The 23,144-nt window shown below is 50.8% G+C and carries 21 protein-coding genes and 1 other annotated feature; of the genes, 12 read left to right on the forward strand and 9 right to left on the reverse strand.

Going from position 1 to position 23,144, the window contains the following annotated elements; translation table 11 throughout:
- Positions 1-72 precede the first annotated feature (72 nt).
- Positions 73-196: a sequence feature (Phe leader region), on the forward strand.
- The 11 genes from pheM (at position 78) to selO (ending at position 10,542) form a co-directional block, all read left to right on the forward strand.
- On the forward strand, positions 78-122 hold the full coding sequence (pheM, locus tag M2371_RS09930) for a pheST operon leader peptide PheM (RefSeq protein ID WP_001386830.1): 45 nt from the start codon (positions 78-80) through the stop codon (positions 120-122). It overlaps the preceding feature by 45 nt.
- Before the next feature lie 55 nt (positions 197-251).
- Positions 252-1,235, forward strand: a complete 984-nt coding sequence (gene pheS, locus M2371_RS09935; RefSeq protein WP_034494802.1) for a phenylalanine--tRNA ligase subunit alpha — start codon at positions 252-254, stop codon at positions 1,233-1,235.
- Between the two features lie 14 nt (positions 1,236-1,249).
- Positions 1,250-3,637, forward strand: a complete 2,388-nt coding sequence (gene pheT / locus M2371_RS09940; protein ID WP_259267605.1) for a phenylalanine--tRNA ligase subunit beta — start codon at positions 1,250-1,252, stop codon at positions 3,635-3,637.
- A 4-nt stretch (positions 3,638-3,641) separates the two neighbouring features.
- A complete protein-coding gene (gene ihfA / locus M2371_RS09945) occupies positions 3,642-3,941 on the forward strand; it encodes an integration host factor subunit alpha (RefSeq protein ID WP_001229265.1) in 300 nt (99 codons plus the stop codon).
- A 118-nt stretch (positions 3,942-4,059) separates the two neighbouring features.
- On the forward strand, positions 4,060-5,040 hold the full coding sequence (gene btuC, locus M2371_RS09950) for a vitamin B12 ABC transporter permease BtuC (protein WP_259267712.1): 981 nt from the start codon (positions 4,060-4,062) through the stop codon (positions 5,038-5,040).
- Between the two features lie 29 nt (positions 5,041-5,069).
- Complete coding sequence (locus M2371_RS09955) at positions 5,070-5,618, forward strand: glutathione peroxidase (protein WP_259267606.1); 549 nt, start codon at positions 5,070-5,072, stop codon at positions 5,616-5,618.
- Positions 5,618-6,364 carry a vitamin B12 ABC transporter ATP-binding protein BtuD gene (btuD, locus tag M2371_RS09960; protein ID WP_259267607.1) on the forward strand — a complete coding sequence of 249 codons (747 nt, stop codon included), beginning with the start codon at positions 5,618-5,620 and terminating at the stop codon, positions 6,362-6,364. Before M2371_RS09955 ends, btuD begins: the two co-directional genes overlap by 1 nt.
- Before the next feature lie 79 nt (positions 6,365-6,443).
- Positions 6,444-6,905, forward strand: a complete 462-nt coding sequence (locus M2371_RS09965) for an NlpC/P60 family protein (RefSeq protein ID WP_034494811.1) — start codon at positions 6,444-6,446, stop codon at positions 6,903-6,905.
- Between the two features lie 128 nt (positions 6,906-7,033).
- The gene (locus M2371_RS09970; protein ID WP_259267608.1) at positions 7,034-8,008 is read left to right on the forward strand and encodes a LacI family DNA-binding transcriptional regulator; all 975 of its coding nucleotides are present in this window, start codon (positions 7,034-7,036) and stop codon (positions 8,006-8,008) included.
- A gap of 293 nt (positions 8,009-8,301) precedes the next feature.
- Positions 8,302-9,027: an EAL domain-containing protein gene (locus tag M2371_RS09975; protein ID WP_259267609.1), complete on the forward strand. Its 726-nt coding sequence runs from the start codon at positions 8,302-8,304 to the stop codon at positions 9,025-9,027.
- A 69-nt stretch (positions 9,028-9,096) separates the two neighbouring features.
- Positions 9,097-10,542, forward strand: coding sequence for a protein adenylyltransferase SelO (selO, locus tag M2371_RS09980; RefSeq protein ID WP_259267610.1), 1,446 nt, complete (start codon positions 9,097-9,099; stop codon positions 10,540-10,542).
- Positions 10,543-10,584: 42 nt separating this feature from the next.
- On the opposite strand, the gene M2371_RS09985 is transcribed toward selO, so the two are convergent.
- The 8 genes from M2371_RS09985 to M2371_RS10020 form a co-directional block, all read right to left on the reverse strand.
- The gene (locus M2371_RS09985; protein ID WP_259267611.1) at positions 10,585-11,364 is read right to left on the reverse strand and encodes a heme ABC transporter ATP-binding protein; all 780 of its coding nucleotides are present in this window, start codon (positions 11,362-11,364) and stop codon (positions 10,585-10,587) included.
- Positions 11,357-12,343, reverse strand: a complete 987-nt coding sequence (locus M2371_RS09990) for an iron ABC transporter permease (RefSeq protein ID WP_310473316.1) — start codon at positions 12,341-12,343, stop codon at positions 11,357-11,359. Before M2371_RS09990 ends, M2371_RS09985 begins: the two co-directional genes overlap by 8 nt.
- Positions 12,344-12,354: 11 nt before the next feature.
- The gene (locus M2371_RS09995; protein ID WP_259267612.1) at positions 12,355-13,170 is read right to left on the reverse strand and encodes a hemin ABC transporter substrate-binding protein; all 816 of its coding nucleotides are present in this window, start codon (positions 13,168-13,170) and stop codon (positions 12,355-12,357) included.
- Positions 13,167-14,198, reverse strand: coding sequence for a hemin-degrading factor (locus M2371_RS10000; protein ID WP_259267613.1), 1,032 nt, complete (start codon positions 14,196-14,198; stop codon positions 13,167-13,169). The genes M2371_RS09995 and M2371_RS10000 overlap by 4 nt, the downstream gene beginning before the upstream one ends.
- 9 nt (positions 14,199-14,207) lie before the next feature.
- Positions 14,208-16,184 (reverse strand): TonB-dependent hemoglobin/transferrin/lactoferrin family receptor, encoded by a 1,977-nt coding sequence (locus tag M2371_RS10005; RefSeq protein ID WP_259267614.1) that lies wholly within the window; start codon positions 16,182-16,184, stop codon positions 14,208-14,210.
- 92 nt (positions 16,185-16,276) lie between these two features.
- Positions 16,277-16,441: a hemin uptake protein HemP gene (hemP, locus tag M2371_RS10010; protein ID WP_034494823.1), complete on the reverse strand. Its 165-nt coding sequence runs from the start codon at positions 16,439-16,441 to the stop codon at positions 16,277-16,279.
- Between the two features lie 246 nt (positions 16,442-16,687).
- The gene (gene aroH, locus M2371_RS10015; protein WP_034494825.1) at positions 16,688-17,734 is read right to left on the reverse strand and encodes a 3-deoxy-7-phosphoheptulonate synthase AroH; all 1,047 of its coding nucleotides are present in this window, start codon (positions 17,732-17,734) and stop codon (positions 16,688-16,690) included.
- A 159-nt stretch (positions 17,735-17,893) separates the two neighbouring features.
- Positions 17,894-18,727, reverse strand: a complete 834-nt coding sequence (locus tag M2371_RS10020; RefSeq protein ID WP_034494827.1) for a pyruvate, water dikinase regulatory protein — start codon at positions 18,725-18,727, stop codon at positions 17,894-17,896.
- Between the two features lie 289 nt (positions 18,728-19,016).
- Here M2371_RS10020 and ppsA point away from each other — a divergent pair, with 289 nt between their 5' ends.
- Entirely contained in the window at positions 19,017-21,428 is a 2,412-nt protein-coding gene (gene ppsA / locus M2371_RS10025) for a phosphoenolpyruvate synthase (RefSeq protein ID WP_259267615.1), read from the forward strand.
- A gap of 133 nt (positions 21,429-21,561) precedes the next feature.
- Here ppsA and M2371_RS10030 read toward each other — a convergent pair whose 3' ends face one another.
- The gene (locus M2371_RS10030; RefSeq protein WP_259267616.1) at positions 21,562-22,959 is read right to left on the reverse strand and encodes a glycoside-pentoside-hexuronide (GPH):cation symporter; all 1,398 of its coding nucleotides are present in this window, start codon (positions 22,957-22,959) and stop codon (positions 21,562-21,564) included.
- Between the last annotated feature and the right edge of the window lie 185 nt (positions 22,960-23,144).

A 23,144-nucleotide genomic window follows, 5' to 3' on the forward strand; every position in this document is an offset into this window, starting at 1 on the left:
TTATTAGAGGGAGCTTGTCTCCCTCTTTTAATTTCTGACGGTAATTTTTAACACTGATCAATAAGGTAACTGCAAGCATGAATGCTGCTATTTTCCGTTTCTTTTTTTACTTTAGCACCTGAATCAGGGGGCTTTGCGCGTAAGAAAAGAAACGAAAAATAGCGCCGAAAGCCTCCACTATGGAGGCTTTTTTTTTGCTTCTGTATACGGATCAACTACCCCGGCAATTGTGCCGGCATAAGAGGAATACCATGCCACATCTCGCAGAGCTGGTTGCCAATGCAACGGCCGCCATAAACGAGGCCCATGATGTTGCCGCGTTGGACAACGTACGCGTCGAGTATTTAGGGAAGAAAGGGCATCTGACCCTCCAGATGACAACCCTGCGTGAATTGCCACCAGAAGAGCGTCCAGCCGCTGGTGCGGTAATCAATGAAGCGAAAGAGAAAGTGCAGGAAGCATTGAATGCACGCAAACACGCTCTCGAAAGTGCCGCGCTGAATGCGCGTCTGGCAGAAGAGACCATTGATATTTCCCTGCCTGGCCGTCGCATTGAAAATGGCGGCTTGCACCCGGTGACTCGCACCATTGACCGTATTGAAAGCTTCTTTGGTGAACTTGGCTTTACTGTGGCAACTGGCCCGGAAATCGAAGACGATTACCATAACTTCGATGCGTTGAATATCCCTGGGCACCACCCAGCTCGCGCTGACCACGATACTTTCTGGTTCGATGCAACTCGCCTGCTGCGCACCCAAACGTCTGGTGTACAGATTCGTACCATGAAAGACAAGCAGCCGCCGATTCGTATTATCGCGCCAGGCCGTGTTTATCGTAACGATTACGATCAGACTCACACCCCGATGTTCCACCAGATGGAAGGTTTGATTGTTGATACCAACATCAACTTCACCAACCTGAAAGGAACCATCCACGACTTCCTGAACAACTTCTTCGAAGCGGATCTGCAGATTCGTTTCCGTCCATCCTATTTCCCGTTCACTGAACCGTCCGCAGAAGTTGATGTGATGGGTAAAAACGGCAAGTGGCTGGAAGTATTAGGTTGCGGCATGGTGCACCCGAACGTTCTTCGTAACGTCGGTATCGACCCAGAAGTTTATTCAGGCTTTGCGTTCGGCATGGGCATGGAGCGTCTGACCATGTTGCGCTACGGTGTGACCGATCTGCGTGCATTCTTCGAAAATGATTTACGTTTCCTCAAACAGTTCAAATAAGGGCGGGATATCCAATGAAATTCAGTGAACTCTGGTTACGCGAATGGGTAAACCCAGCCAACAGCAGTGAAGAGCTTTCAAACCAAATCACTATGGCTGGTCTGGAAGTTGATGGTGTTGACGCCGTTGCCGGTGCATTCAATGGCGTGGTGGTGGGTGAAGTGGTTGAGTGCGGCCAACATCCAAACGCTGACAAACTGCGTGTAACGAAAGTGAATGTCGGTGGCGAGCGCCTGTTAGACATCGTTTGTGGTGCGCCAAATTGCCGTCAGGGCCTGAAAGTTGCTGTGGCAACCGTCGGTGCTGTTCTGCCAGGTGATTTCAAAATCAAAGCCGCCAAACTGCGTGGCGAGCCATCTGAAGGGATGCTGTGCTCGTTCTCCGAGCTGGGTATTTCCGACGATCATAACGGTATTATTGAGTTGCCGCTGGATGCGTCAATTGGCACTGATATCCGCGAATACCTGAAGCTCGATGACAATACTATCGAAATCAGCGTTACGCCAAACCGTGCCGATTGCCTTGGTATCATCGGTGTTGCGCGTGATGTAGCGGTTGTGAACCAACTGCCGCTGCACGAACCAGAAATGCCCGCAGTAGCGGCGACCATTACCGACACGTTGCCCATTCGTGTGGATGCGCCTGAAGCGTGCCCGCGTTACCTTGGCCGTGTGGTTAAAGGCATCAACGTTAAAGCGCCAACCCCACTGTGGATGAAAGAGAAACTGCGTCGTTGTGGTATTCGTTCTATCGATGCAGTCGTTGACGTGACCAACTATGTGCTTCTCGAACTTGGCCAACCGATGCACGCATTCGATCTGAGTCGCATCGAAGGTGGCATTGTTGTGCGTATGGCAGAAGAGGGCGAAGCGCTGACTCTGCTTGATGGTAACGAAGTGAAGCTGAAAGCTGACACGCTGGTTATCGCTGACCACAATAAAGCGCTGGCAATGGGCGGTATCTTTGGTGGTGAACATTCTGGTGTGAATGATGAAACCCAGGATGTGCTGCTAGAGTGCGCATTCTTCAGCCCGCTGTCTATTACAGGCCGCGCTCGTCGCCATGGTTTGCATACCGATGCTTCTCATCGTTATGAGCGTGGTGTGGATTCAGCTCTGCAATATAAAGCGATGGAACGTGCAACTCGCCTGTTGACTGATATCTGCGGTGGCGAAGTGGGTCCGGTCATTGACGTGACTAATGAAGCACATCTGCCAAAAGCTGCCACAATTACTCTGCGTCGCAGCAAACTGGATCGCCTGATTGGTCATCACATTGAAGATGCACAGGTTAGCGACATCCTGCGCCGCTTAGGCTGTGAAGTAACTGAAGGCGACAACCAGTGGACGGCAGTAGCACCAAGCTGGCGCTTCGATATGCAGATTGAAGAAGATCTGGTTGAAGAAGTGGTACGCGTTTATGGTTATAACAGCATCCCGAATGAGCCTGTTCAAGCAGGTCTGATTATGGGCAGCCATCGCGAAGCAGACTTATCGCTCAAGCGTGTGAAAACCATGCTGGTCGATAAAGGCTACCAGGAAGTTATCACCTACAGCTTTGTTGATCCTAAAGTTCAGCAATTGCTGCACCCAGGTGAAGAAAATCTGATTCTGCCAAGCCCAATTTCCAGCGAAATGTCAGCGATGCGTTTATCTCTGCTGCCAGGCCTGCTTAATACCGTGGTTTATAACCAAAACCGCCAGCAGGCACGTGTACGTATCTTTGAATCAGGTTTACGCTTTGTTCCTGATACTCAGGCAGACCTGGGTATCCGTCAGGATCTTATGCTGGCTGGTGCCATCTGTGGTAATCGCTACGAAGAGCATTGGGATCTGGCGCGTAATACCGTCGACTTCTATGATTTGAAGGGCGATCTGGAAGCAGTATTAGATCTTACTGGTAAACTTTCTGACATCGAATTCAAAGCTGCAAGCAACCCAGCGTTGCATCCAGGCCAAAGCGCTGCCATTTATTTAGGCGGGGAATACGTTGGTTTCATTGGTGTTGTGCATCCAGAGCTCGAGCGCAAGCTGTCACTCAATGGTCGTACGCTGGTGTTCGAAGTGCTGTGGAGCAAGCTTGCAGACCGCGCTGTGCCTGAGTCGGCAGAGATTTCTCGCTATCCTGCGAACCGACGTGACATTGCTGTTGTGGTCGCTGAAAACGTTCCCGCAGCAGATATTTTGGCCGAGTGTAAGAAAGTTGGCGCAAATCAGGTAGTTGGCGTAAACTTATTTGATGTGTACCGTGGCAAAGGCGTAGCCGAAGGCTATAAGAGCCTTGCCATAAGCCTTATCCTGCAGGATACGGGCCGTACACTCGAAGAAGAGGAGATGGCCGCTACCGTTGCAAAATGCGTAGAGGCATTAAAAGAGCGATTCCAGGCATCATTGAGGGATTGAACGTATGGCGCTTACAAAAGCTGAAATGTCAGAATATCTGTTTGATAAGCTAGGGCTTAGCAAACGTGATGCTAAAGAGTTGGTAGAGCTGTTTTTCGAAGAGATCCGTCGCGCTCTGGAGAACGGCGAGCAGGTTAAGCTATCAGGCTTTGGTAATTTTGACTTACGCGATAAAAACCAACGTCCCGGGCGTAACCCGAAGACTGGTGAAGATATTCCTATCACGGCTCGCCGTGTTGTGACTTTCCGACCTGGTCAGAAGTTGAAAAGTAGGGTTGAAAACGCGTCGCCAAAAGACGAGTAACCTGAATTAACCAAAAAGGCCGCCTGAAGCGGCCTTTTTCTTTTCTTCTTGTCCTGCGCGGAAAATCCCCCGTAAAATCAAGTTTATGAATTGCTACTAATTGGATCTTATTATCCAGATGCACACTTTCGTTGCGCGACAGCGCTTTCTGGAACGCCGCTGGTTGCTTGCATTGTTCGCCACAATGCTAGGCATGGTGGTGTTGAGCCTGAGCGCAGGGGAGCAATGGTTTGCCCCACAACACTGGATGGGTGAGGATGCGCAGTTGTTTATCTGGCAAATTCGCCTGCCTCGTACATTAGCGGTGTTACTGGTTGGAGCGGCACTGGCGATTTCTGGCACTATCATGCAGGCACTTTTTGAAAACCCACTGGCGGAACCCGGTCTTTTAGGGGTTTCCAATGGCGCGGGTGTGGCCTTAGTGGCGGCTGTTTTACTTGGGCAGGGCATGCTGCCAGGTTGGGTTTTGGGTATCTGTGCCATTGCTGGTGCGCTTATCATCACATTTATCCTGCTGCGTTTTTCACGTCGTCATCTTTCGAATAGCCGCTTGCTGCTCGCCGGTGTGGCGCTGGGCATCATCTGTAGCGCACTGATGACCTGGGCAATTTATTTCAGCAGCAGCCTCGACCTGCGCCAGTTAATGTACTGGATGATGGGCGGGTTTGGTGGCGTGGACTGGCGGCAATGGTGGCTCATGGTCACGTTATTGCCCGTGATGCTGTGGTTATGCCGCAACTACGCCCCATTGAATCTCATGGCGCTTGGCGAAATATCCGCACGTCAGCTCGGTTTGCCCGTCTGGGTATGGCGCAACATTCTGGTGATAGCGACAGGCTGGCTGGTGGGCGTGAGCGTTGCGCTTGCTGGCGCAATTGGTTTTATCGGCCTGGTGATCCCTCATATGTTACGTCTGAAAGGCTTAACCGATCATCGTATTTTGCTGCCTGCAAGCGCCCTGGCAGGTGCCACTGTGTTATTGGGGGCCGATGTGATTGCTCGCCTGGCTCTGGCTTCTGCAGAATTACCAATAGGTGTCGTGACAGCAACGTTAGGCGCACCTGTATTTATCTGGCTATTATTAAAAGCTGGGAAATAATCAAACGCTGTTCAATTCAGGGGTAAACAATGCAAGACATTCTGAACACTCAAGTTACTACCATTGATGGTGAAGCCACAACGCTCGAAAAATGGAAAGGCAAAGTGCTGTTGATGGTGAACGTTGCTTCTAAATGCGGCCTGACAGTGCAATACGAGCAACTAGAAAACCTGCAGAAAGAATATGAGCAGCAAGGCTTCTCAGTGCTCGGTTTTCCGTGCAACCAATTCCTGGGGCAAGAGCCGGGTAGTGAAGAAGAGATCAAAACTTTCTGCAGCACCACTTACGGCGTGACTTTCCCGATGTTCAGCAAGCTGGACGTGAACGGTGAAAATCGTCACCCGCTATATGAAAAACTGGTCGCCGCTGCACCGAATGCCGTCGCGCCCGAAGGCAGCGGTTTTCTGGAGCGCATGAGCAGCACAGGCCGCGCTCCAGCTCATCCTGGCGATATTCTGTGGAACTTCGAAAAATTCCTGATTGGTCGTGATGGTCAGGTCATTCAACGCTTTTCACCAGACATGACGCCTGACGACGCAATCATTGTTGATGCAATTAAGTCGGCACTGGCAAAATAATGCCGTTGTTGCAACTCAATGATGTCGCAGTGGCGGAACGGCTTGGGCCGATTTCCGCCACGGTGCACGCTGGTGAACTGATACACCTTGTCGGGCCAAACGGGGCCGGGAAAAGCACCTTGTTAACACGGGCTGCGGGTTTAAGCTCCGGTGGCGGGCAAATCACTTTTGTTGAACGTGAACTGAATGACTGGAAACCGACGCAGCTGGCACGTCATCGGGCTTATTTATCTCAACAACAGATGCCGCCATTTTCCATGCCCGTCTGGCACTATTTACAGCTTCATCAAACGATTGGCCCTACAGACACCATTATGCTCGACCTTGTGGAAACGCTCGGTCTGACCGACAAACTCACCCGCAGCGTGAATCAGCTTTCGGGTGGGGAATGGCAACGCGTTCGTCTGGCCGCTGTCGTTCTGCAAATTCATCCTGAAATCAATCCGCAAGGGCGTTTACTCTTGTTGGATGAGCCAATGAATAGCCTCGATGTCGCGCAACAGACTGTGCTGGACAGGATCCTGGTGGCATTGTGTGAAGCGGGTATTGCGGTGGTGATGAGCAGCCATGATTTAAACCATAGTTTGCGCCATGCGCACACCGTCTGGTTATTGCGGGCAGGTAAAATGATTGCACAAGGAAATCGGGATGAAGTGCTGTCGCCGCAACATTTAGCGACAGCTTATAACATGCACTTCCGCCGATTACAGATTGAAGGGCACAGTATGCTAATAGCCCCGCTTTAGATGATGGTAAAAACTTGCACCAAATCATAGGTAAGCGCTAAATTACTGGAAATTATAAACGGGTGAGGATTAGCCTGAAATGCGTGTATGGATTCTTCTTGTAGCATGTCTGGTACTCGCAGGGTGTAGCCATCATGCGCCACCGCCAAATTCTCGTTTGTCGGACTCGATAACGGTCATCGCTAAACTCAACGATCAGCTCAGTGGCTGGCATGGCACGCCTTACCGTTATGGGGGAATGAGCCGCCGTGGCGTTGATTGTTCCGGCTTTGTCTCTCTTACCTTCCGCGACAGGTTCGAGTTACAACTCCCGCGTGAAACAAAACAGCAGGCGAAGATCGGCACGCAAATAGACAAAGACGATTTGCTACCGGGTGACCTGGTATTCTTTAAAACCGGTTCTGGTGAAAGCGGTTTGCACGTCGGTATTTACGATACGGATAACCAGTTTATTCATGCCTCGACCAGCCGTGGCGTGATGCGTTCGTCGCTTGATAACGTCTACTGGAGCAAAAAATTCTGGCAGGCTCGCCGCATCTAGTTTTACGCGTCAGGGCCAGCAAATGGCCCTAAACGTGACTCCCTTCCGCAATTCCGTGGTTAACCCAGGCGCTAGTAATAATTTCAGGTAATATCTGGGTGCATTTCGTTCCCTTGAAAGGATAGTTCATGGTTACTCTGGAAGATGTTGCCGCCAGCGCAGGTGTATCCCGGGCAACCGTTTCACGCGTCGTGAATGGCGATACTAAAGTTAAATCGCAGACGCGTATCAAAGTTGAAGCCGCCATTGTTGAATTGGGTTACTCCCCAAATCCCGCCGCTCGTGCGTTAGCGTCGAGCCAAAGTCATACACTCGGTTTAGTCACCACGTCATATCGCGGCGGATTTTTTGGTGCCTTAATGGACACCGTACAAAGTGAAGCTGAACTAAATAGTAAGCAATTGTTGGTAACGCAAGGGCGAGATACGGCTGAGAAAGAACTCAATGCCATTCAGCGGCTGTTTAATCTGCGCTGCGACGGGCTGGTATTACACGTTCGCGCCATCAGCGATGAAACGCTGAATCAACTGGCGGAACAAGAAAAGAAATTTATCATATTAGACCGGGACGTTCCTGGCCTCGAACCGCGTTGCGTGGTGTTTGATCACCGTGCTGCGAGTGCGTGCGCCACCCAGGTATTTATTGATGCAGGGCATACTAAAATTGCCTGTCTGCACGGGCCAGTAAGCCGTTCTTCAAGTTTGCTGCGCAGGCAAGGTTTTATCGATGCCATGGACCGGGCAAACATCGAACCTGTTGCGATTCTGGGGGGCGAGTATGATATGCCCAGCGGCTATCAACTGGCCGCGCAACTGCTTGAAAATACGCAGCCGACGGCAATTTATTGTTGTAACGAAGAACTGGCCATTGGCGCAATGCTGGCTATCACCGAGCGCGGGTTGCGAATTCCCCAGGATATCTCACTTATATGTTATGACAGTGGGGAACGAGCCGCATTTGTCCGCCCTGCAATTACCAGCGTCCATTTTCCGATAAGTGAAATGGCCCGCTTCGCTATCCGTAAATTATTGGACTCTCATTGTGAGAATGAATCTTTTTCTCCCGAGATAATCCATCGCGATTCAGTTCGTGTTATTCGCTAAAACTGGCGATAATGACTTAAACAGGATAATATATCTTTCGACTTTCAAGTTGTTGATGTGTTGGCCACGTTTACATACCCCTGTCACTTTGTTTACTCAGTTCCTCGGGGGTCGTTTTCTTTTCAGCCTTCCAGCAGCATGAATTCCAATAAGCATTTAATTATACTTCAAGAAGATTCTGATACGCATTCAGGGACGATTTTGCATTTAATTACAATAAAATCAATCCAGCTAACCCTGGATACTCATCGTGTCACGATACCATCCACCTCATTTGATACACGGTTGGGAACATGATCCTCGCATTCGATGTACAATATCGCTCGGATTTTTATTTCCAGCCTGTTTACTTACCTAATGATGAACTTTTAGGTATTGAATTATTACTTAATTTTGTTGGCGTTGACGCACCGGTGCGTATTCCAACTGAATTAGTGAACTCGACAATTACACCTGTACAACAATTACAATTATTCAAAGAACAAATAGAATTACTCGAAAACTATCAAGAATTCTTTAAGGCTCAAAATATAGTTGTATGGGTGAATATAAGCGTGGTAATTGTTGATGCGGTTTTAGCCAGTACCGAACTGCATTCCCGGTTGATGCAGCTTTCATTCATTGAATTCTCTATCAATGAGAACTTTCCCGAGTTAAATCTTGGCAATGAAAATGCCAGGCTAATGGCAATGACTAAGCATTTTCCATTAGCGTTGGCTAATTTTGGTGCTGGAATTGCGACCACTAAATCGATTTTCGACGGTTTATTTAAGCGTGTGTTTTTGGATAAAGTGTTTATTCATAAACAAATTAAACAACGTTCTTTTGAGCCTTTTATGATGGCATTACTGGCGCAGCTTTCGCCGTTTTGCCAGACTCTGGTGATTAACGGTGTTGATGAAGATACTGCTCGCCAGAAAGTGCTTTCATTATCGGACTTTGCTATGCAGGGGAATTACTGGCCCGCTATTCCCTCAAACGCGCTGATAGACTGGCTTCATCCTTATTCTCTGCATTAAGAGAATACCCCTGCCAATGTGCCGTGTTTAAAACTTCACACAAGCACTACACTATCGGCAGGAGGTTCCATGACCAATAAACCTGTATTCAAAAATAGCTGGCACGATGAATTGCCCGGCTTTTATACGGCTCTTAAGCCAACACCGCTGCATAATGCGCGTTTGTTTTACCATAACCGCCCTCTGGCCGATGATCTGGGTCTGGATGATTCATTGTTTGATGCAGCCCACACGGGTATCTGGAGCGGTGAAACACTGTTGCCGGGGATGCAGCCTTTGGCACAAGTGTACAGCGGGCACCAGTTTGGCGTCTGGGCGGGACAGCTTGGCGACGGACGCGGTATTTTGCTCGGCGAACAACAATTAGCGGACGGGCGTAAATTCGACTGGCACCTAAAAGGGGCGGGATTAACGCCTTATTCGCGCATGGGCGATGGCCGCGCGGTGCTGCGTTCAACGGTTCGCGAGTTCCTTGCGAGTGAAGCGATGCACGGGTTAGGCGTTCCGACCACGCGTGCGCTCAGTATTGTCACCAGCGAAACGCCGGTACAACGTGAAACCACCGAACAAGGTGCGATGATGATTCGCGTGGCGCAAAGTCATGCTCGCTTCGGCCACTTTGAGCATTTCTACTATCGTCGGGAACCGCAAAAAGTCCAGCAATTGGCGGATTACGTGATTGCCCATAACTGGCCGCATCTGGTCGATGAAGCCGATAAATACCAGCTTTGGTTCCGTGATGTTGTCGAACGTACAGCGCAAATGATTGCCCACTGGCAAACTATTGGTTTCGCCCATGGCGTAATGAATACCGACAATATGTCGATTCTTGGACTGACGATGGATTACGGCCCGTACGGTTTCCTCGATGATTATCAGCCCGATTTTATCTGCAACCATTCTGACCATCAGGGGCGTTACGCTTTTGATAATCAGCCTGCGGTTGGGCTGTGGAATCTGCAACGTCTCGCGCAAACGCTGTCACCGTTTATTTCTGTGGAGTGGTTAAACGAGTTGCTCGACCATTATCAATTCGCGCTAATGAAAGCTTTCGGTGAGTTAATGCGTGGGAAACTGGGGCTGCTAACCGAACAAACGGCGGATAACGAAATTCTCACCGAGCTATTCGGGCTGATGGCCAAAGAGGGGAGTGATTACACGCGCACATTCCGCATGTTAAGCCTGACTGAACAAAACTCTGCCAGCTCGCCGCTGCGTGATGAATTTATCGACCGCGCAAGTTTTGATAACTGGTTTACTCGTTATCGTACCCGTTTGCAGGCCGAACAGGTCAGCGATGAACAGCGTCAACAAGCGATGAAAGCCGCAAACCCTTCAATCGTGTTGCGTAACTGGTTGGCACAACGGGCAATTGATGCCGCCGATAAAGGGGATGTGAGTGTGCTGGCGCAACTGCATGAAGCACTGCGCCAGCCATTTGCTGAATATTCTGCTGATTTGACCCAACGCCCGCCGGACTGGGGCAAGCGGTTAGAAGTGAGTTGCTCGAGCTAACTTTTTTTGTCGGTCGTACAGCAGCGTCATCCGACAAAACGATCACGGCTGCAACCAAACCTGCGGCACCGGGTGTTCAGGATGACTGAACACCCGTAAATCGGCCTGATACCAGTGTTGTAAGATAGCCTCGTTCAACACTTCTTGCGGCGAACCACTGGCAACCAGTCGTCCTTCGTGCAACAGCACAATCCGGTCAGCCCACAGTGCGGCCAGGTTCAAATCATGTAGCACTACGCAAACCGATAACGTCCCCATCAACGATAACCTGCGCAGTAAACGCAGAATATGCTGCTGATGATAGAGATCGAGTGCAGAAGTCGGTTCATCTAAAAACAGCCAGCCGTGGGGTTGCCCGTTCTGCCACAATTGTGCCAGTGCGCGTGCGAGCTGCACGCGCTGTTGTTCACCGCCGGAAAGCTGGCAAAAATCGCGCCCTGCGAGCGTATCGCATCCCGTCAGCGCCATTACTTCCTGAATGACCGCCTTTGTCTCTTTTTCCGGCCACGGCGCACGTCCCATGGCGATGACATCTTCGACCGCCCAACTAAACGCCATGCCACCGCGCTGGCGCATCACCGCGCGTTTGCGCGATAACGCTTCGCCAGACCATTCATGTAACGGGCGTCCGTCCAGGGAAATATAGCCACTTTCCGGCAGCTGAAAACCGGTAAGCACCCGGAGTAGCGTGGATTTCCCCGCACCATTAGGGCCGATTAGCGCGACCACTTCGCCCGCCGCCAGCGTCAGATTAATATCATCAAGCAGCTTTCGAACGCCTGAGCGTAGCGTGACGTTTCGCGCCAGGAGTAAATCAGCCATCCGTTTCTCTCCGTTGACGGAAAATTAATGCCAGGAACCACGGGCCGCCAAGCAGGCTGGTCAGCAAACCCACCGGCATTTCCGCAGGGGCAACCAGTGTGCGGGCGAGGGTATCCGCCACCAGCAATAGCATTGCTCCTGCCAATACAGAACCCGGGATCAGCCAGCGATGATCGGCCCCGAGCCACATTCGTACCAGATGCGGAACCACCAGGCCAACGAAACCAATCACGCCACTCACGGCAACCGCTGCCGCCACCAGCAATGCGCTTAGAATCAGCAACTGACGCTGCGTTTTTTTGACGTCTACGCCCAGGTAATGGGCTTCTTCGTCACCCAGTTGTAAAAGATTAAGGCGTCTGGACGTAAACGCGATAGCCACTGAAGCCGGAAGAATAAACGAAGCGGTAGCCAGTAACGTTGACCACTGCGCCTGTCCAAGACTGCCCATCCCCCAAAGCGACAACTGGCGCAGCTGCGCATCGTTGCTTATCCAGGAAAGCACTCCCACCGCCGCACCGCATAACGCATTAATCGCGATACCAACTAACAGCAGGCGTGAAAGGCTATTGTTGCTCTGGCGGCTCAGGAAGAAAATCACCAAAGTGACGGCGAGGCTGCCCAGAAATGCGGCAAGCATCGGAACATATAATGCGAATACAACGGGCAAGGCGAAGGGCATGACGACCGAAAAACCGACCGCCAGTGCCGCACCGCTACTTATCCCGAGCAAGCCAGGGTCAGCGAGCGGGTTACGAAATAGTCCCTGCATCACGCAACCTGAAAGCGCCAGAGCGCCGCCTACCAGCGTTGCCAGCAGCACGCGAGGCAGGCGAATATTGAGCCAGATATGGCGCAATGCGTCGTCCTGGGCTTGCCACAAAACGGCAATGGAAAGCCGCATGGCACCTAAATTGGCGGCAACTAAAGACAGCGCTAGCAACGCCAAAACCATGGCGAACAAGGCGCGTTGAGGCAGGGGCCGACGTATCAAGGCAATTGCTCCGCTTTATGACGTAATGCAAGAATCGCATCCGGTGTTTGCAGGCCAAAACCCAGCAGAGCCATATCATCCACCACTAATAGTTGGCGGTTTTTCCCGGCAGGGGTTTGCGCAAGCCCCGGTAACTTCCAGACGTTATCTTCACCGCCCAGTGTTTTCACGCCATCGGCAGTGACCAGCACCAGTTGTGGCTGGCTGGCAATCACACCCTCCTGCGACATGGGCTGATAACGCTTGAAACCCTGCATGGCATTTTGCAAACCTGCGGCATGAATCGCGGCATCTGCCGCAGTTTCTTGCCCGGCGGCCATCGCGGTCATGCCGCCATGACTCATGATAAACAGCACTTTTACCGGCAGTGGGTTTTCAGGAATCGCCTCCAGCCTGGTATGGACTTGCTGTCGCAAAGCGTCGCCCTGGGCCGTTTTTCCCATGGCCTGCGCTACTGCAGCAATCTTGTCATCAATCCCATCCAGCGAATTTGTGGCGGGAATCGTCACGACTTTGACGTGGCTGCTGGCAACCTGCTCCAGCGCAAGTGAAGGTTTCGCCTGCGCGCTCGCCAGCACCAACGTTGGGCGCATTGCCAGAATCCCCTCGGCATTAAGCTGACGCATATAGCCAACGTCAGGCAGTTTGGTTGCCGCCGCCGGATGCAGACTGGTGCTGTCACGAGCGACTAACTGGTCGCTCGCACCTAATGCATAGGCAATTTCTGTCACGTCGCCACCAATTGCTACCACCCGTTCACTGGCGGTGACAACCACAGGCATTGCAAGCAGGGCAATTAGCCAGCGTTTCATGCGGCCAGCCCTTTGCTTACCAGCGCCTCAAGCTGAGTGCGCCACTGTTGTTGCTCCGGTTCGCCTTCAGTACGTTGGCCGTAAAGTTGGGCGATTTGCGTGCCGTCGGCGGCAAACAATTCAAGGCTGGTAACAAAACCGTCGCCGCTTGGCTTACGTGTGATCCAGCTTTCAGCGATGGTGTCAGCCAGCAAGTGCAGCGTGAATTGCGGGTTAAAAATGTTAATCCAGTTGTCCATCGGCACGACTTTTTCAACGACGCCAGTGAAAATCTGCACGCTGCCCTTGTTACCAACAAACACCATGATTTCGTTTTTGTCTTGCTTAGCCATCGCCAGCAGTTGTGACAGAGCGCTGTTATCAACCTGGCACGCCAGATCTTCTGCGACCAGTCGGAACGCTTGTTGGCGCGTGAGCTGGTGGCGTTTGAGCAGCCCGAAGAACTGATGCACGTCACGCATGGCACGCCATTCATCTTCAACAAGGCGGCCATCAACAGCTGGCGTCATGACACTTTCTTCCGCCGCTTGCAGTTCAAGCTCCGGGTTGTCGGCATAAATATACGTCGCGAGAACCTGGCCCCAGGCTGCAAAATCCGTGTTGTCAGTGGTGTAAACCTTTAGCAGTGCATCACCCTGATGGTCAAAGAATTGAATGCTTTGACGTTCACCGCGTGCAGTTTCTTCACGAACGTGGAAGGCGAAAGCCCACTGATTCAGGAACAGACGCAAGTCCAGCGCACGAGGGTTAAGAACCAGCCCGGCGTGACCGTGCAATTGCTGATTCTCGAAGCGCCCGATGTGCTCATGTACCGCATATTCATTCCGGCAGATGGACTTAATCTCACCCACGCTTTCCAGAGAGGTGAGGATGTCGCGCACTTCGCCTTTCAAGCGCCAGGCATCATGCCCGACGCGGGCATGAGTTAATTCGGCTTCGCTGATATTCATCAGTTTTGCGATGTCGCGAGCATATTTTTTAGGGTTCTGTTGTTTTAGCTGCAACCAGTTTTCATAACGCTGAGTCATATTGCTTCCTTACCATTGATAACTAACGAAGATTTTGCCGTTACGGCCATCTTGAGGGAGCCCCTGTGGCGACCAGTATTCCTTATCAAAGGCGTTACCCAGTACCAGGGAAGTGGTTAGCCCGCGCAACTGCTGCTGGCCGGTATAACTGATATAGAAATCATTCACGCCATAGCCTGGCTGCGCGCTATAGCTGCTGCTGATATGCGTGGAACTTTCAGCAAATGTGCCAACCCAGCCTACGGAGAAGCCGCTTTGTGCAACGGGAACGTCAAGAATGCTGGTGACGGTGTCCGGGTTCAGACTTGAAATCCACTCACCGGTGTCGGTGTCTTTCCCGCGGGTGCGGTTATAAGCCAGATCCAGGCTGAACCAGGCACTGGTGTATTTCGCCGTCATATCCCAGCCCCAAATTTTTGCGTTAGGGACGTTGTAAGACATGGTGGTCGCGCGGGCGAAATCGACGGTAGTTGAAATATAGTCTTCCGCTTTGGTATCGAAGTAGCTGGCTTTGAATTCAATGCCGTCGTCAGCCAGCATTAAATCGTCAAAGCGCAGGCCGAAACCGTATTCCTGAGTTTCGTTGGTTTCAGGGCGCAGGTTAGGGTTCGGAACCCAATAGTTGGTGTAACGGGAACCAATCGAGAAGTGTTTCGCGTCGTTATACATTTCGCCCATCGTCGGGGCGCGGAAGGCTTGTGCGTAAGAACCGAACAACATCAGCCAGTCGGTTGGCGTAACGGACAGAGCGCCACGAGATGACCATTCGTCAGCATTCACATCCTGATAGCCGTCGCTACTGCCGCTGTAATCGTCATAACGTGTGCCTGCGAGAATAGAAACAGGCAGGTCGCGCAGGGTGATTTCATCCTGCAACCAGCCAGAGCCGAAGTCGATATTGGCCTGTGGGAAGCCGGTTGTGTTGCCACCTGGTTTTTGATCCTGGCGGTAATATTCACCACCATAAGTCAGCAAATGTGCGGCGAAGCTGTCGGTAAACAGGCGGCTGCGGTTTTCAAGTTTGCCGCCCGTTGTGGTCTGTTTGCGGAATTCAGATCCATCGGTTTGACCCTGGGCATTAATACGCGCTTCGGACCAGTAAGCGGTGGCATCAGCATTCAGCCAGTCACTTTGCTCCGGCCCGATATGATATTTCACCTGTGCGTCACGCTGAATGGTTGAGCGATCAACCATCGGATTGCTTGGGTCAGCAGTCGTCGTTTGCGGGTTTTTGGGTTCACGAGCGGCGTTATTGTAGTATCGCAGGGAGCCACCCAGAGATTGTGCCGGGTCGATATACCATGTGCCTTTGGTCAGGAAGTTACTGATGCTTTCATCGTTAGGAGCCGTTTCACCGTCGCTCTGGCGAATATCACCCCGATCGCGGCTTGACCAGGCCACCAGACCGTCAAGATTGTCGGTGCGGCCAAAAGCACTGGCGCCCATGCCAACGCTGTGGTCGCCAGTGGCTCCTGTTCCAAATACGCGGTATCCGCTGTTTTGGCCTTCGTACAGCAAATCGCTGGCATCAGCGGTTTCATATGAGATTACCCCGCCTAACGCACCGCTGCCGTAGAGCAGAGCAGAAGGGCCACGCACCACTTCGATACGCTTGATCAACGCCGGATCGATAAACGTGCTGTTGAGGTGCCCGGTATCAGTTCCCTGACGGACGCCGTCAACCAGCATCAACACACCACGGCGGTCATATCCACGCATATTGATGTCCTGACCGTTGGTGCGACCTGAGCCGGAAACGGTAATCCCCGGAACCTTACGCAACATATCAGCGGCAGAAGAGGTTGTCTGGCCTTCAGGAGTATCGCCATCAATGACGGTAACCATCATTGGCGCTTCGAAGGTGCTGCGTTGGTTTCCCGTGGCGACAACGGTCATTTGATCATCTTTTGCACTGGCGGGCAGGGCGGAAAATACCGCAACAGTCAGTAATGACAGACGGAATCCGACTGTGTGTAAAGCAGGCATGCGCAAATCTCCATAAGAAAATTAAAAGCGCTGGCTGCCTGGGGATGGTGAAAAACCTGGGTGGCTTGCGTAGTAGTAAGGCTATTTTTTGTTTACTTGGTCAGGATTAACTTTCCTGCCTGGGTCTGACGTAATTGATATTGTTGGCCTTCGTGGACAATAACCACTCGCCCGTCAGGGCCGAGCAAGGCTTTACTGTCTATCTGACGGGGAACGGCCGCAGATTGCGAATTCGTAGGGGCGAATGTTTTATCCATGTTTCACTCTGTATACAAATGACAATCAATGTAACAATGATAATCATTATCAATAAACTGTGTTTCATCATCAAGTGTTATTTGTAAGAAATTTGTGAATGGATCAATTTTGGGGAAGGATTGGTTTTCTCCTTCTCCTGGGGGAGAAGGTTGGGATGAGGGGACCCAGACTTCAGGCAGAGAAAATGTTCAGGTATCGGACGCCCTCACCCTGGCCCTCTCCCCCAGGAGAGGGGACTCGAAAAATCAGAAGCGGCTGTCTGTTGCGTCAGCCAGCATATCGAGCAATGTCTCAGTATCTTCCCAGCTCAGGCAAGGGTCGGTAATAGACTGGCCATAAACCAATGGTTGCCCGGCAACAATTTTCTGCGTGCCTTCGCGAATAAAACTTTCGGCCATTACACCGGCAATCGCACGGGAACCGTTGCGGATTTGGTTACACACGTTTTCGCACACTTCGAGCTGGCGACGGTGCTGTTTCTGGCAGTTGCCGTGGCTGAAATCAATGACCAATTGTTCTGGTAAATCAAACTCATGCAGGCTATCGCAAGCGGCGGCAATATCGGCTGCGTGGTAGTTCGGCTGTTTGCCGCCGCGCATAATGATATGGCCGTACGGATTACCGCTGGTCTGGTAAATGGTCATCTGACCGTTTTTATCCGGCGACAGGAACATGTGGCTGGCGCGTGCGGCACGAATGGCATCAACGGCAATACGCGTATTGCCATCGGTGCCATTTTTGAATCCGACCGGGCAGGAAAGGGCTGAGGCCATTTCACGATGAATCTGGCTTTCAGTGGTTCGCGCACCAATCGCGCCCCAGCTAATTAAATCGGCAATATATTGGCCTGTGACCATATCGAGGAATTCGGTGGCGGTCGGCACGCCCAGCTCGTTCACTTGCAGCAGTAAACGGCGAGCCTGCTCAATGCCGTGATTCACTCGATAGCTGCCGTTTAAATCAGGATCGGAAATCAAACCTTTCCAGCCAACCACGGTGCGCGGCTTCTCGAAATACGTCCGCATGACAATTTCAAGGCGATGCTGGTGTTTTTCACGCGCAGTTTGCAGGCGGCGCGCGTAATCCATCGCCGCATCCAGGTCGTGGATTGAGCAAGGGCCAACAATCACCAGTAACCGATTGTCTTCGCCATTGAGGATCTTTTCGATACGACGACGCGCGGCAGTCACATTTTGCGCAACGTCCTGGGAAACCGTCAGGCGCTGTGCCAGTTCCGCAGGTGTTACCAGACTGTCGATGCGCGCGGTGCGCAATTCATCTGTTTTGTTCATTGGGTGTCTCAGAAAATTTGTCTTCAGCTCGGCAGGAATACCGGGAAGTGATGGCAGTCACGATAAACCAATTTATGTTGAATTCAACCGTAAAACTGAATCGTTACCACCAGATTGCGTACACCCTACCATACAAAATTGCACCTTTGAACTAGTTTGTTAGTACATGCGGCGATTCAATCCCATGATATCGAGGATCTTAGTTGCCATCTCTTCCACCGAATAATTGGTGCTGTTGAGATAGCGAATCTGGTTCTTGCGAAACAGCGCTTCAACTTCGGCAACTTCAAGACGGCACTGGCGCATGGATGCGTAACGGCTGTTTTCACGGCGTTCTTCGCGAATCGCCGCGAGGCGCTCAGGATTGATTGTCAGGCCGAAAAGTTTATGTTGCAGCGGCTTAAGCACCGCAGGGAGTTGAATATTATCCATATCATCGGCAATAAACGGGTAGTTTGCCGCCCGGATACCAAATTGCATTGCGAGGTACAAACTGGTCGGGGTTTTGCCACAGCGTGAAACGCCGAGCAAAATCACCTGTGCCTGGTCGAGGTTGCGCATCGAAATGCCGTCATCATGCGCGAGTGTGTAATCAATCGCGGCGATACGCGCATCGTATTTAATTAAGTTGCCTGGATTCAGGCCGTGAGTACGGTGGGCAATGGGCGTTGGTTCAAGCTTCAATTCTTGCTGTAAAGGGGCGACTAACGCTTGCACGATATCCTGACAAAAACCTTCGCTTTGCAAAATAATGTCGCGAATTTCCGGGATAACGATGGAGTAAAACACCAGTGGACGAACACCGGATTTTAGGTAAAGAGCATTGATTTGCTCCTTCACCGCATTCGCCCGGCTTTCGTTTTCCACAAACGGCAGCGTAATACTGTTAATCGCAACCGGAAACTGCGACATCACCGCATGTCCGAGCACTTCAGCGGTAATGGCGGTGCCATCGGAGATATAAAAAACTTGTCTGTCTGCCGCGTTATCCATTTATTGTCCCTGATATTTATTCGTCAATTTCGTAAAGCATAAATTAAAACAACACACTTCGGGATCATACTCATCTCAAAATTAAAAATGAAACGTAGTTTTTATTTTTAATGAAATGCACGGTTCATTTTTAATCTTTGATTAAACCATTATTAATATAGGGATTAAATTAAGAATCAAGGGTTTATGCAAAATGTAAATATATCTGAAAAATTCAAATTTTTATTTTGCTTGAACGATTCACCTGTTTTATTCCCTCATCTAATTATGCCAATCTAAAAAGGATGTAATGTATTTCTCATTCATATATCACAAAAGGATTGTTTCGATGTCCAACTCGTCACCGCTGGTGCTTTGGTACAACCAACTCGGCATGAATGATGTAGACAGGGTCGGGGGCAAAAATGCCTCTCTGGGTGAAATGATTACTAACCTTTCTGGTATGGGTGTTTCCGTGCCAAATGGTTTTGCCACCACGGCCGAAGCGTTTAACTTGTTTCTTGACCAAAGTGGGGTGAACCAGCGTATTTATGAGCTGCTGGATAAAACGGATATTGATGATGTCACTGAGCTTGCAAAAGCAGGTGCGCAAATCCGCCAATGGATAATCGACACGCCTTTCCAGCCTGAGCTGGAAAAAGCCATTCACGATGCCTACGAACAACTTTCCTCTGACGATGCTGATGCTTCTTTTGCTGTGCGTTCCTCAGCGACAGCCGAAGATATGCCGGATGCATCGTTTGCCGGACAACAAGAAACTTTCCTCAATGTGCAAGGGTATGACGCGGTATTGATTGCCGTGAAACACGTCTTTGCTTCGCTGTTTAACGACCGCGCTATCTCTTATCGCGTTCACCAGGGTTATGACCACCGTGGTGTGGCGCTTTCCGCTGGTGTGCAACGCATGGTGCGTTCAGATCTCGCGTCTTCCGGCGTGCTGTTCTCCATCGACACTGAATCTGGTTTCGACCAGGTGGTGTTTATCACCTCCGCTTACGGCCTGGGTGAAATGGTGGTGCAGGGCGCAGTCAACCCGGACGAATTCTACGTTCACAAACCGACACTTGCGGCGGGTAAGCCGTCGATTGTGCGTCGTAATATGGGTTCTAAAAAAATCCGTATGGTGTACGCGCCAAGTCAGGAGCATGGCAAGCAGGTGCGTATCGAAGATGTGCCGCAGGCCGATCGCGATAAGTTCTCTATCACACCGGAAGAAGTGCAGGAACTGGCGAAGCAAGCGGTGCAAATCGAGAAGCACTATGGCCGCCCGATGGATATCGAGTGGGCTAAAGATGGGCATACTGGCAAGCTGTTTATCGTCCAGGCTCGTCCGGAAACCGTGCGTTCTCAGGGCCAGGTGATGGAGCGTTATCAGCTTCATTCTCAAGGCAAAATCATTGCTGAAGGACGTGCCATCGGCCATCGTATTGGTGCGGGTCCGGTGAAAGTGATTCACGACATCAGCGAGATGAACCGCATCCAGCCAGGCGACGTTTTAGTCACCGACATGACTGACCCGGACTGGGAACCTATCATGAAAAAGGCCGCCGCGATTGTCACCAACCGGGGCGGGCGTACATGCCATGCGGCGATTATTGCCCGTGAACTGGGGATTCCTGCGGTAGTGGGTTGCGGCGACGCGACAGAACGCATGACTGACGACCAGAATGTGACCGTTTCCTGCGCCGAAGGCGACACCGGCTATGTTTACCAGGAACTGCTCGACTTCAGCATCAAAAGTTCCACCGTCGATACCATGCCGGACCTGCCGCTGAAAATCATGATGAACGTCGGCAACCCCGACCGTGCATTTGATTTCGCCTGCCTGCCGAATGAAGGCGTGGGGCTGGCGCGTCTGGAGTTCATCATCAACCGTATGATTGGCGTGCATCCGCGTGCGTTGCTGGAATTTGATCAGCAAGAGCCTGCTTTGCAAAACGAAATCCGTGAAATGATGAAAGGCTATGACGATCCGGTTGAGTTTTATGTCGGTCGCCTGACCGAAGGGATTGCCACATTGGGCGCGGCCTTCTGGCCGAAGCGTGTGATTGTTCGTCTTTCTGATTTCAAATCTAACGAATACGCCAACCTGGTCGGCGGCGAGCGTTATGAGCCGGAAGAAGAGAACCCAATGCTCGGTTTCCGTGGCGCAGGCCGTTATATTGCCGACAGTTTCCGTGAGTGTTTCGCACTGGAATGTGCGGCGATGAAACGCGTGCGCAACGAAATGGGCCTGACTAACGTTGAAGTGATGGTGCCGTTCGTGCGCACCGTGGCGCAGGCCAAAGCCGTGGTTGAAGAGCTAGAGCGTCAGGGACTGAAACGTGGAGAAAACGGACTGAAAATCATCATGATGTGTGAGATCCCATCGAACGCCTTGTTGGCTGATGAGTTCTTGCAATACTTCGATGGTTTCTCAATCGGTTCAAACGACATGACTCAGTTAGCTCTCGGTCTGGATCGCGATTCCGGCGTGGTTTCCGAGCTGTTTGATGAGCGCAACGATGCGGTGAAAGCGCTACTGTCAATGGCGATCAAAGCGGCGAAGAAACAGGGTAAATATGTTGGGATTTGTGGTCAGGGTCCATCGGACCATGAAGATTTTGCCGCGTGGTTGATGGAAGAGGGGATAGACAGTCTTTCTCTGAACCCCGATACCGTTGTGCAAACCTGGCTGAGTCTGGCGGAAGCGAATAAGTAAAAAAAAGGCTCCTCATCATTGAGGAGCCTTTAATATTTGTAGGTCGGATAAGTTGTAGGGTAGCTAAGCGCCATCCACCATTGTCGTCGATTATGTCGGGGGCGCTGCGCTTGCCCGACCTACCAATCGTTTATTACAAAGCTCCTGGCGTCATCACCCCAGTGACTTCACTTTCAGTCTGGAATTTCCCTTCACGCAGATCGCTGACCACAATATTCATTCTCTCTTCGGTTAATTTATAATAACGAATCGAGATTGCGGTAATTAAGTAGAAAATAGCCGGTAACACCGTAAACAGAATCAACACGCCCTGTACGGCTTCAGCAGATTGCTGTTCTACACCCGCCTGATACCCAAACGCCGCCAGACCCCAACCCGTTAATGCGCCACCAATTGCCACGCCCAATTTAATAATGAAGATATTCGCGGCGACGTTCATGCCTGTAATACGACGCTGGGTTTTCCATTCGCCATAGTTATTGGCATCGGTAATCATCGACCATTGCAGAGGGGCGTTAATGCCTTGCAAAATATTAAGGAAAATATGTATCAGGAAGGCAGGGATCCAGTAGTTAGTCGGTAATACCAGGAATAATAACCCTACTAATGCGCTAAGGACGTTAATCCAGATAGAAGCCCGAATTTTACACATCCAGCCGCCGAGGTGTTTGGCAAATAAGCTACCAAATACAGCGGCTATTGTGGTGGCGAGCATAAACATAGAAATAATGCCACTGCCCTGATTAAGGATATATTGCACGAAGTAAACTAACAGACTACCGCGCACGACAACACCGCACAGCATTGCAAGGTTATAAACTGACAAAATACGCCACTGATCGTTTTTCAATAAAACTTTCACGTCGCGCATAATATTCAGGTTTTCTTCTTTGACTGGCGTAATACGCTCGCGGGTTGTCATAAAGCAAACCAGGAACATTATGCAGCCAATCACACCAAAGATACCCATTGCCCACTGCATCCCCGCCGCTCTGTCTGTTGGAGAAATAAAATCAGCCAGCGGAAGAATCAGTGCAGTACCCATCGCACCGCCGATTGGCGCGATGGCGAAACGCCAGGACTGCAAAGAGAGGTTCTCTTGTGGGTCAGAAGTAATGGCGGCACCCAGCGAGCAATAGGGAATATTAATCGCTGTGTACATTAGCGTCATAAATATATATGCGAGGACGGCATAAACAATTTTACCGGTTTGTTCAAAGTCTGGTGTTGAATAAACCAGCACGCAACTGACAGCGAAGGGTACGCAGATAATCAATAACCATGGGCGGAAACGCCCCCAACGGCTTTTGGTTTGATCGGCGATGGCACCCATAATAGGGTCGGTAATCGCATCCAGGACTCTGACCACTAAAAACAATGTCCCCATTACTGCCGGGGGCAAGCCATAAATATTGGTATAAAAATAAGCCAGGATGGCGACGGAGGAATCAAAAACGATGTGACTTGCCGCATCGCCAAGGCCAAACCCCAGTTTTTCTTTGTTGGTAATCTTTTCTGCCAGTACCGACATACATTCACCTTTATTAAAATCCCGAATATGCCAGTAGTTATATGTTGTGAATGTTGCCAGGAGTATTGTAATTTTTCATTTGTGTTTTATGTTTCTTATCAAATGTGACGGAGTTATCTCTTATCCCCCTCGCTTTGCACTGAAATAGATTTGTACTCACTGTATTTTTGAATCCCGTCACAGTT

It is taken from the genome of Buttiauxella sp. BIGb0471 (assembly GCF_024807715.1).
In the GTDB taxonomy this organism is placed as follows: Bacteria; Pseudomonadota; Gammaproteobacteria; order Enterobacterales; family Enterobacteriaceae; genus Buttiauxella; species Buttiauxella agrestis.

Bases quoted from the DNA above. Each gene is read 5' to 3' on its own strand.
- btuD (WP_259267607.1), top strand. From the start codon at position 5,618: ATGCCGTTGTTGCAACTCAATGATGTCGCAGTGGCGGAACGGCTTGGG.
- M2371_RS09955 (WP_259267606.1), top strand. From the start codon at position 5,070: ATGCAAGACATTCTGAACACTCAAGTTACTACCATTGATGGTGAAGCC.
- M2371_RS09995 (WP_259267612.1), bottom strand. From the start codon at position 13,170: ATGAAACGCTGGCTAATTGCCCTGCTTGCAATGCCTGTGGTTGTCACC.
- pheT (WP_259267605.1), top strand. From the start codon at position 1,250: ATGAAATTCAGTGAACTCTGGTTACGCGAATGGGTAAACCCAGCCAAC.
- M2371_RS10005 (WP_259267614.1), bottom strand. From the start codon at position 16,184: ATGCCTGCTTTACACACAGTCGGATTCCGTCTGTCATTACTGACTGTT.
- M2371_RS10000 (WP_259267613.1), bottom strand. From the start codon at position 14,198: ATGACTCAGCGTTATGAAAACTGGTTGCAGCTAAAACAACAGAACCCT.
- M2371_RS09970 (WP_259267608.1), top strand. From the start codon at position 7,034: ATGGTTACTCTGGAAGATGTTGCCGCCAGCGCAGGTGTATCCCGGGCA.
- M2371_RS10020 (WP_034494827.1), bottom strand. From the start codon at position 18,727: ATGGATAACGCGGCAGACAGACAAGTTTTTTATATCTCCGATGGCACC.
- ihfA (WP_001229265.1), top strand. From the start codon at position 3,642: ATGGCGCTTACAAAAGCTGAAATGTCAGAATATCTGTTTGATAAGCTA.
- btuC (WP_259267712.1), top strand. From the start codon at position 4,060: ATGCACACTTTCGTTGCGCGACAGCGCTTTCTGGAACGCCGCTGGTTG.
- ppsA (WP_259267615.1), top strand. From the start codon at position 19,017: ATGTATTTCTCATTCATATATCACAAAAGGATTGTTTCGATGTCCAAC.
- M2371_RS09985 (WP_259267611.1), bottom strand. From the start codon at position 11,364: ATGGCTGATTTACTCCTGGCGCGAAACGTCACGCTACGCTCAGGCGTT.
- pheS (WP_034494802.1), top strand. From the start codon at position 252: ATGCCACATCTCGCAGAGCTGGTTGCCAATGCAACGGCCGCCATAAAC.
- M2371_RS09965 (WP_034494811.1), top strand. From the start codon at position 6,444: ATGCGTGTATGGATTCTTCTTGTAGCATGTCTGGTACTCGCAGGGTGT.
- M2371_RS10030 (WP_259267616.1), bottom strand. From the start codon at position 22,959: ATGTCGGTACTGGCAGAAAAGATTACCAACAAAGAAAAACTGGGGTTT.
- M2371_RS09975 (WP_259267609.1), top strand. From the start codon at position 8,302: ATGATCCTCGCATTCGATGTACAATATCGCTCGGATTTTTATTTCCAG.
- hemP (WP_034494823.1), bottom strand. From the start codon at position 16,441: ATGGATAAAACATTCGCCCCTACGAATTCGCAATCTGCGGCCGTTCCC.
- aroH (WP_034494825.1), bottom strand. From the start codon at position 17,734: ATGAACAAAACAGATGAATTGCGCACCGCGCGCATCGACAGTCTGGTA.
- selO (WP_259267610.1), top strand. From the start codon at position 9,097: ATGACCAATAAACCTGTATTCAAAAATAGCTGGCACGATGAATTGCCC.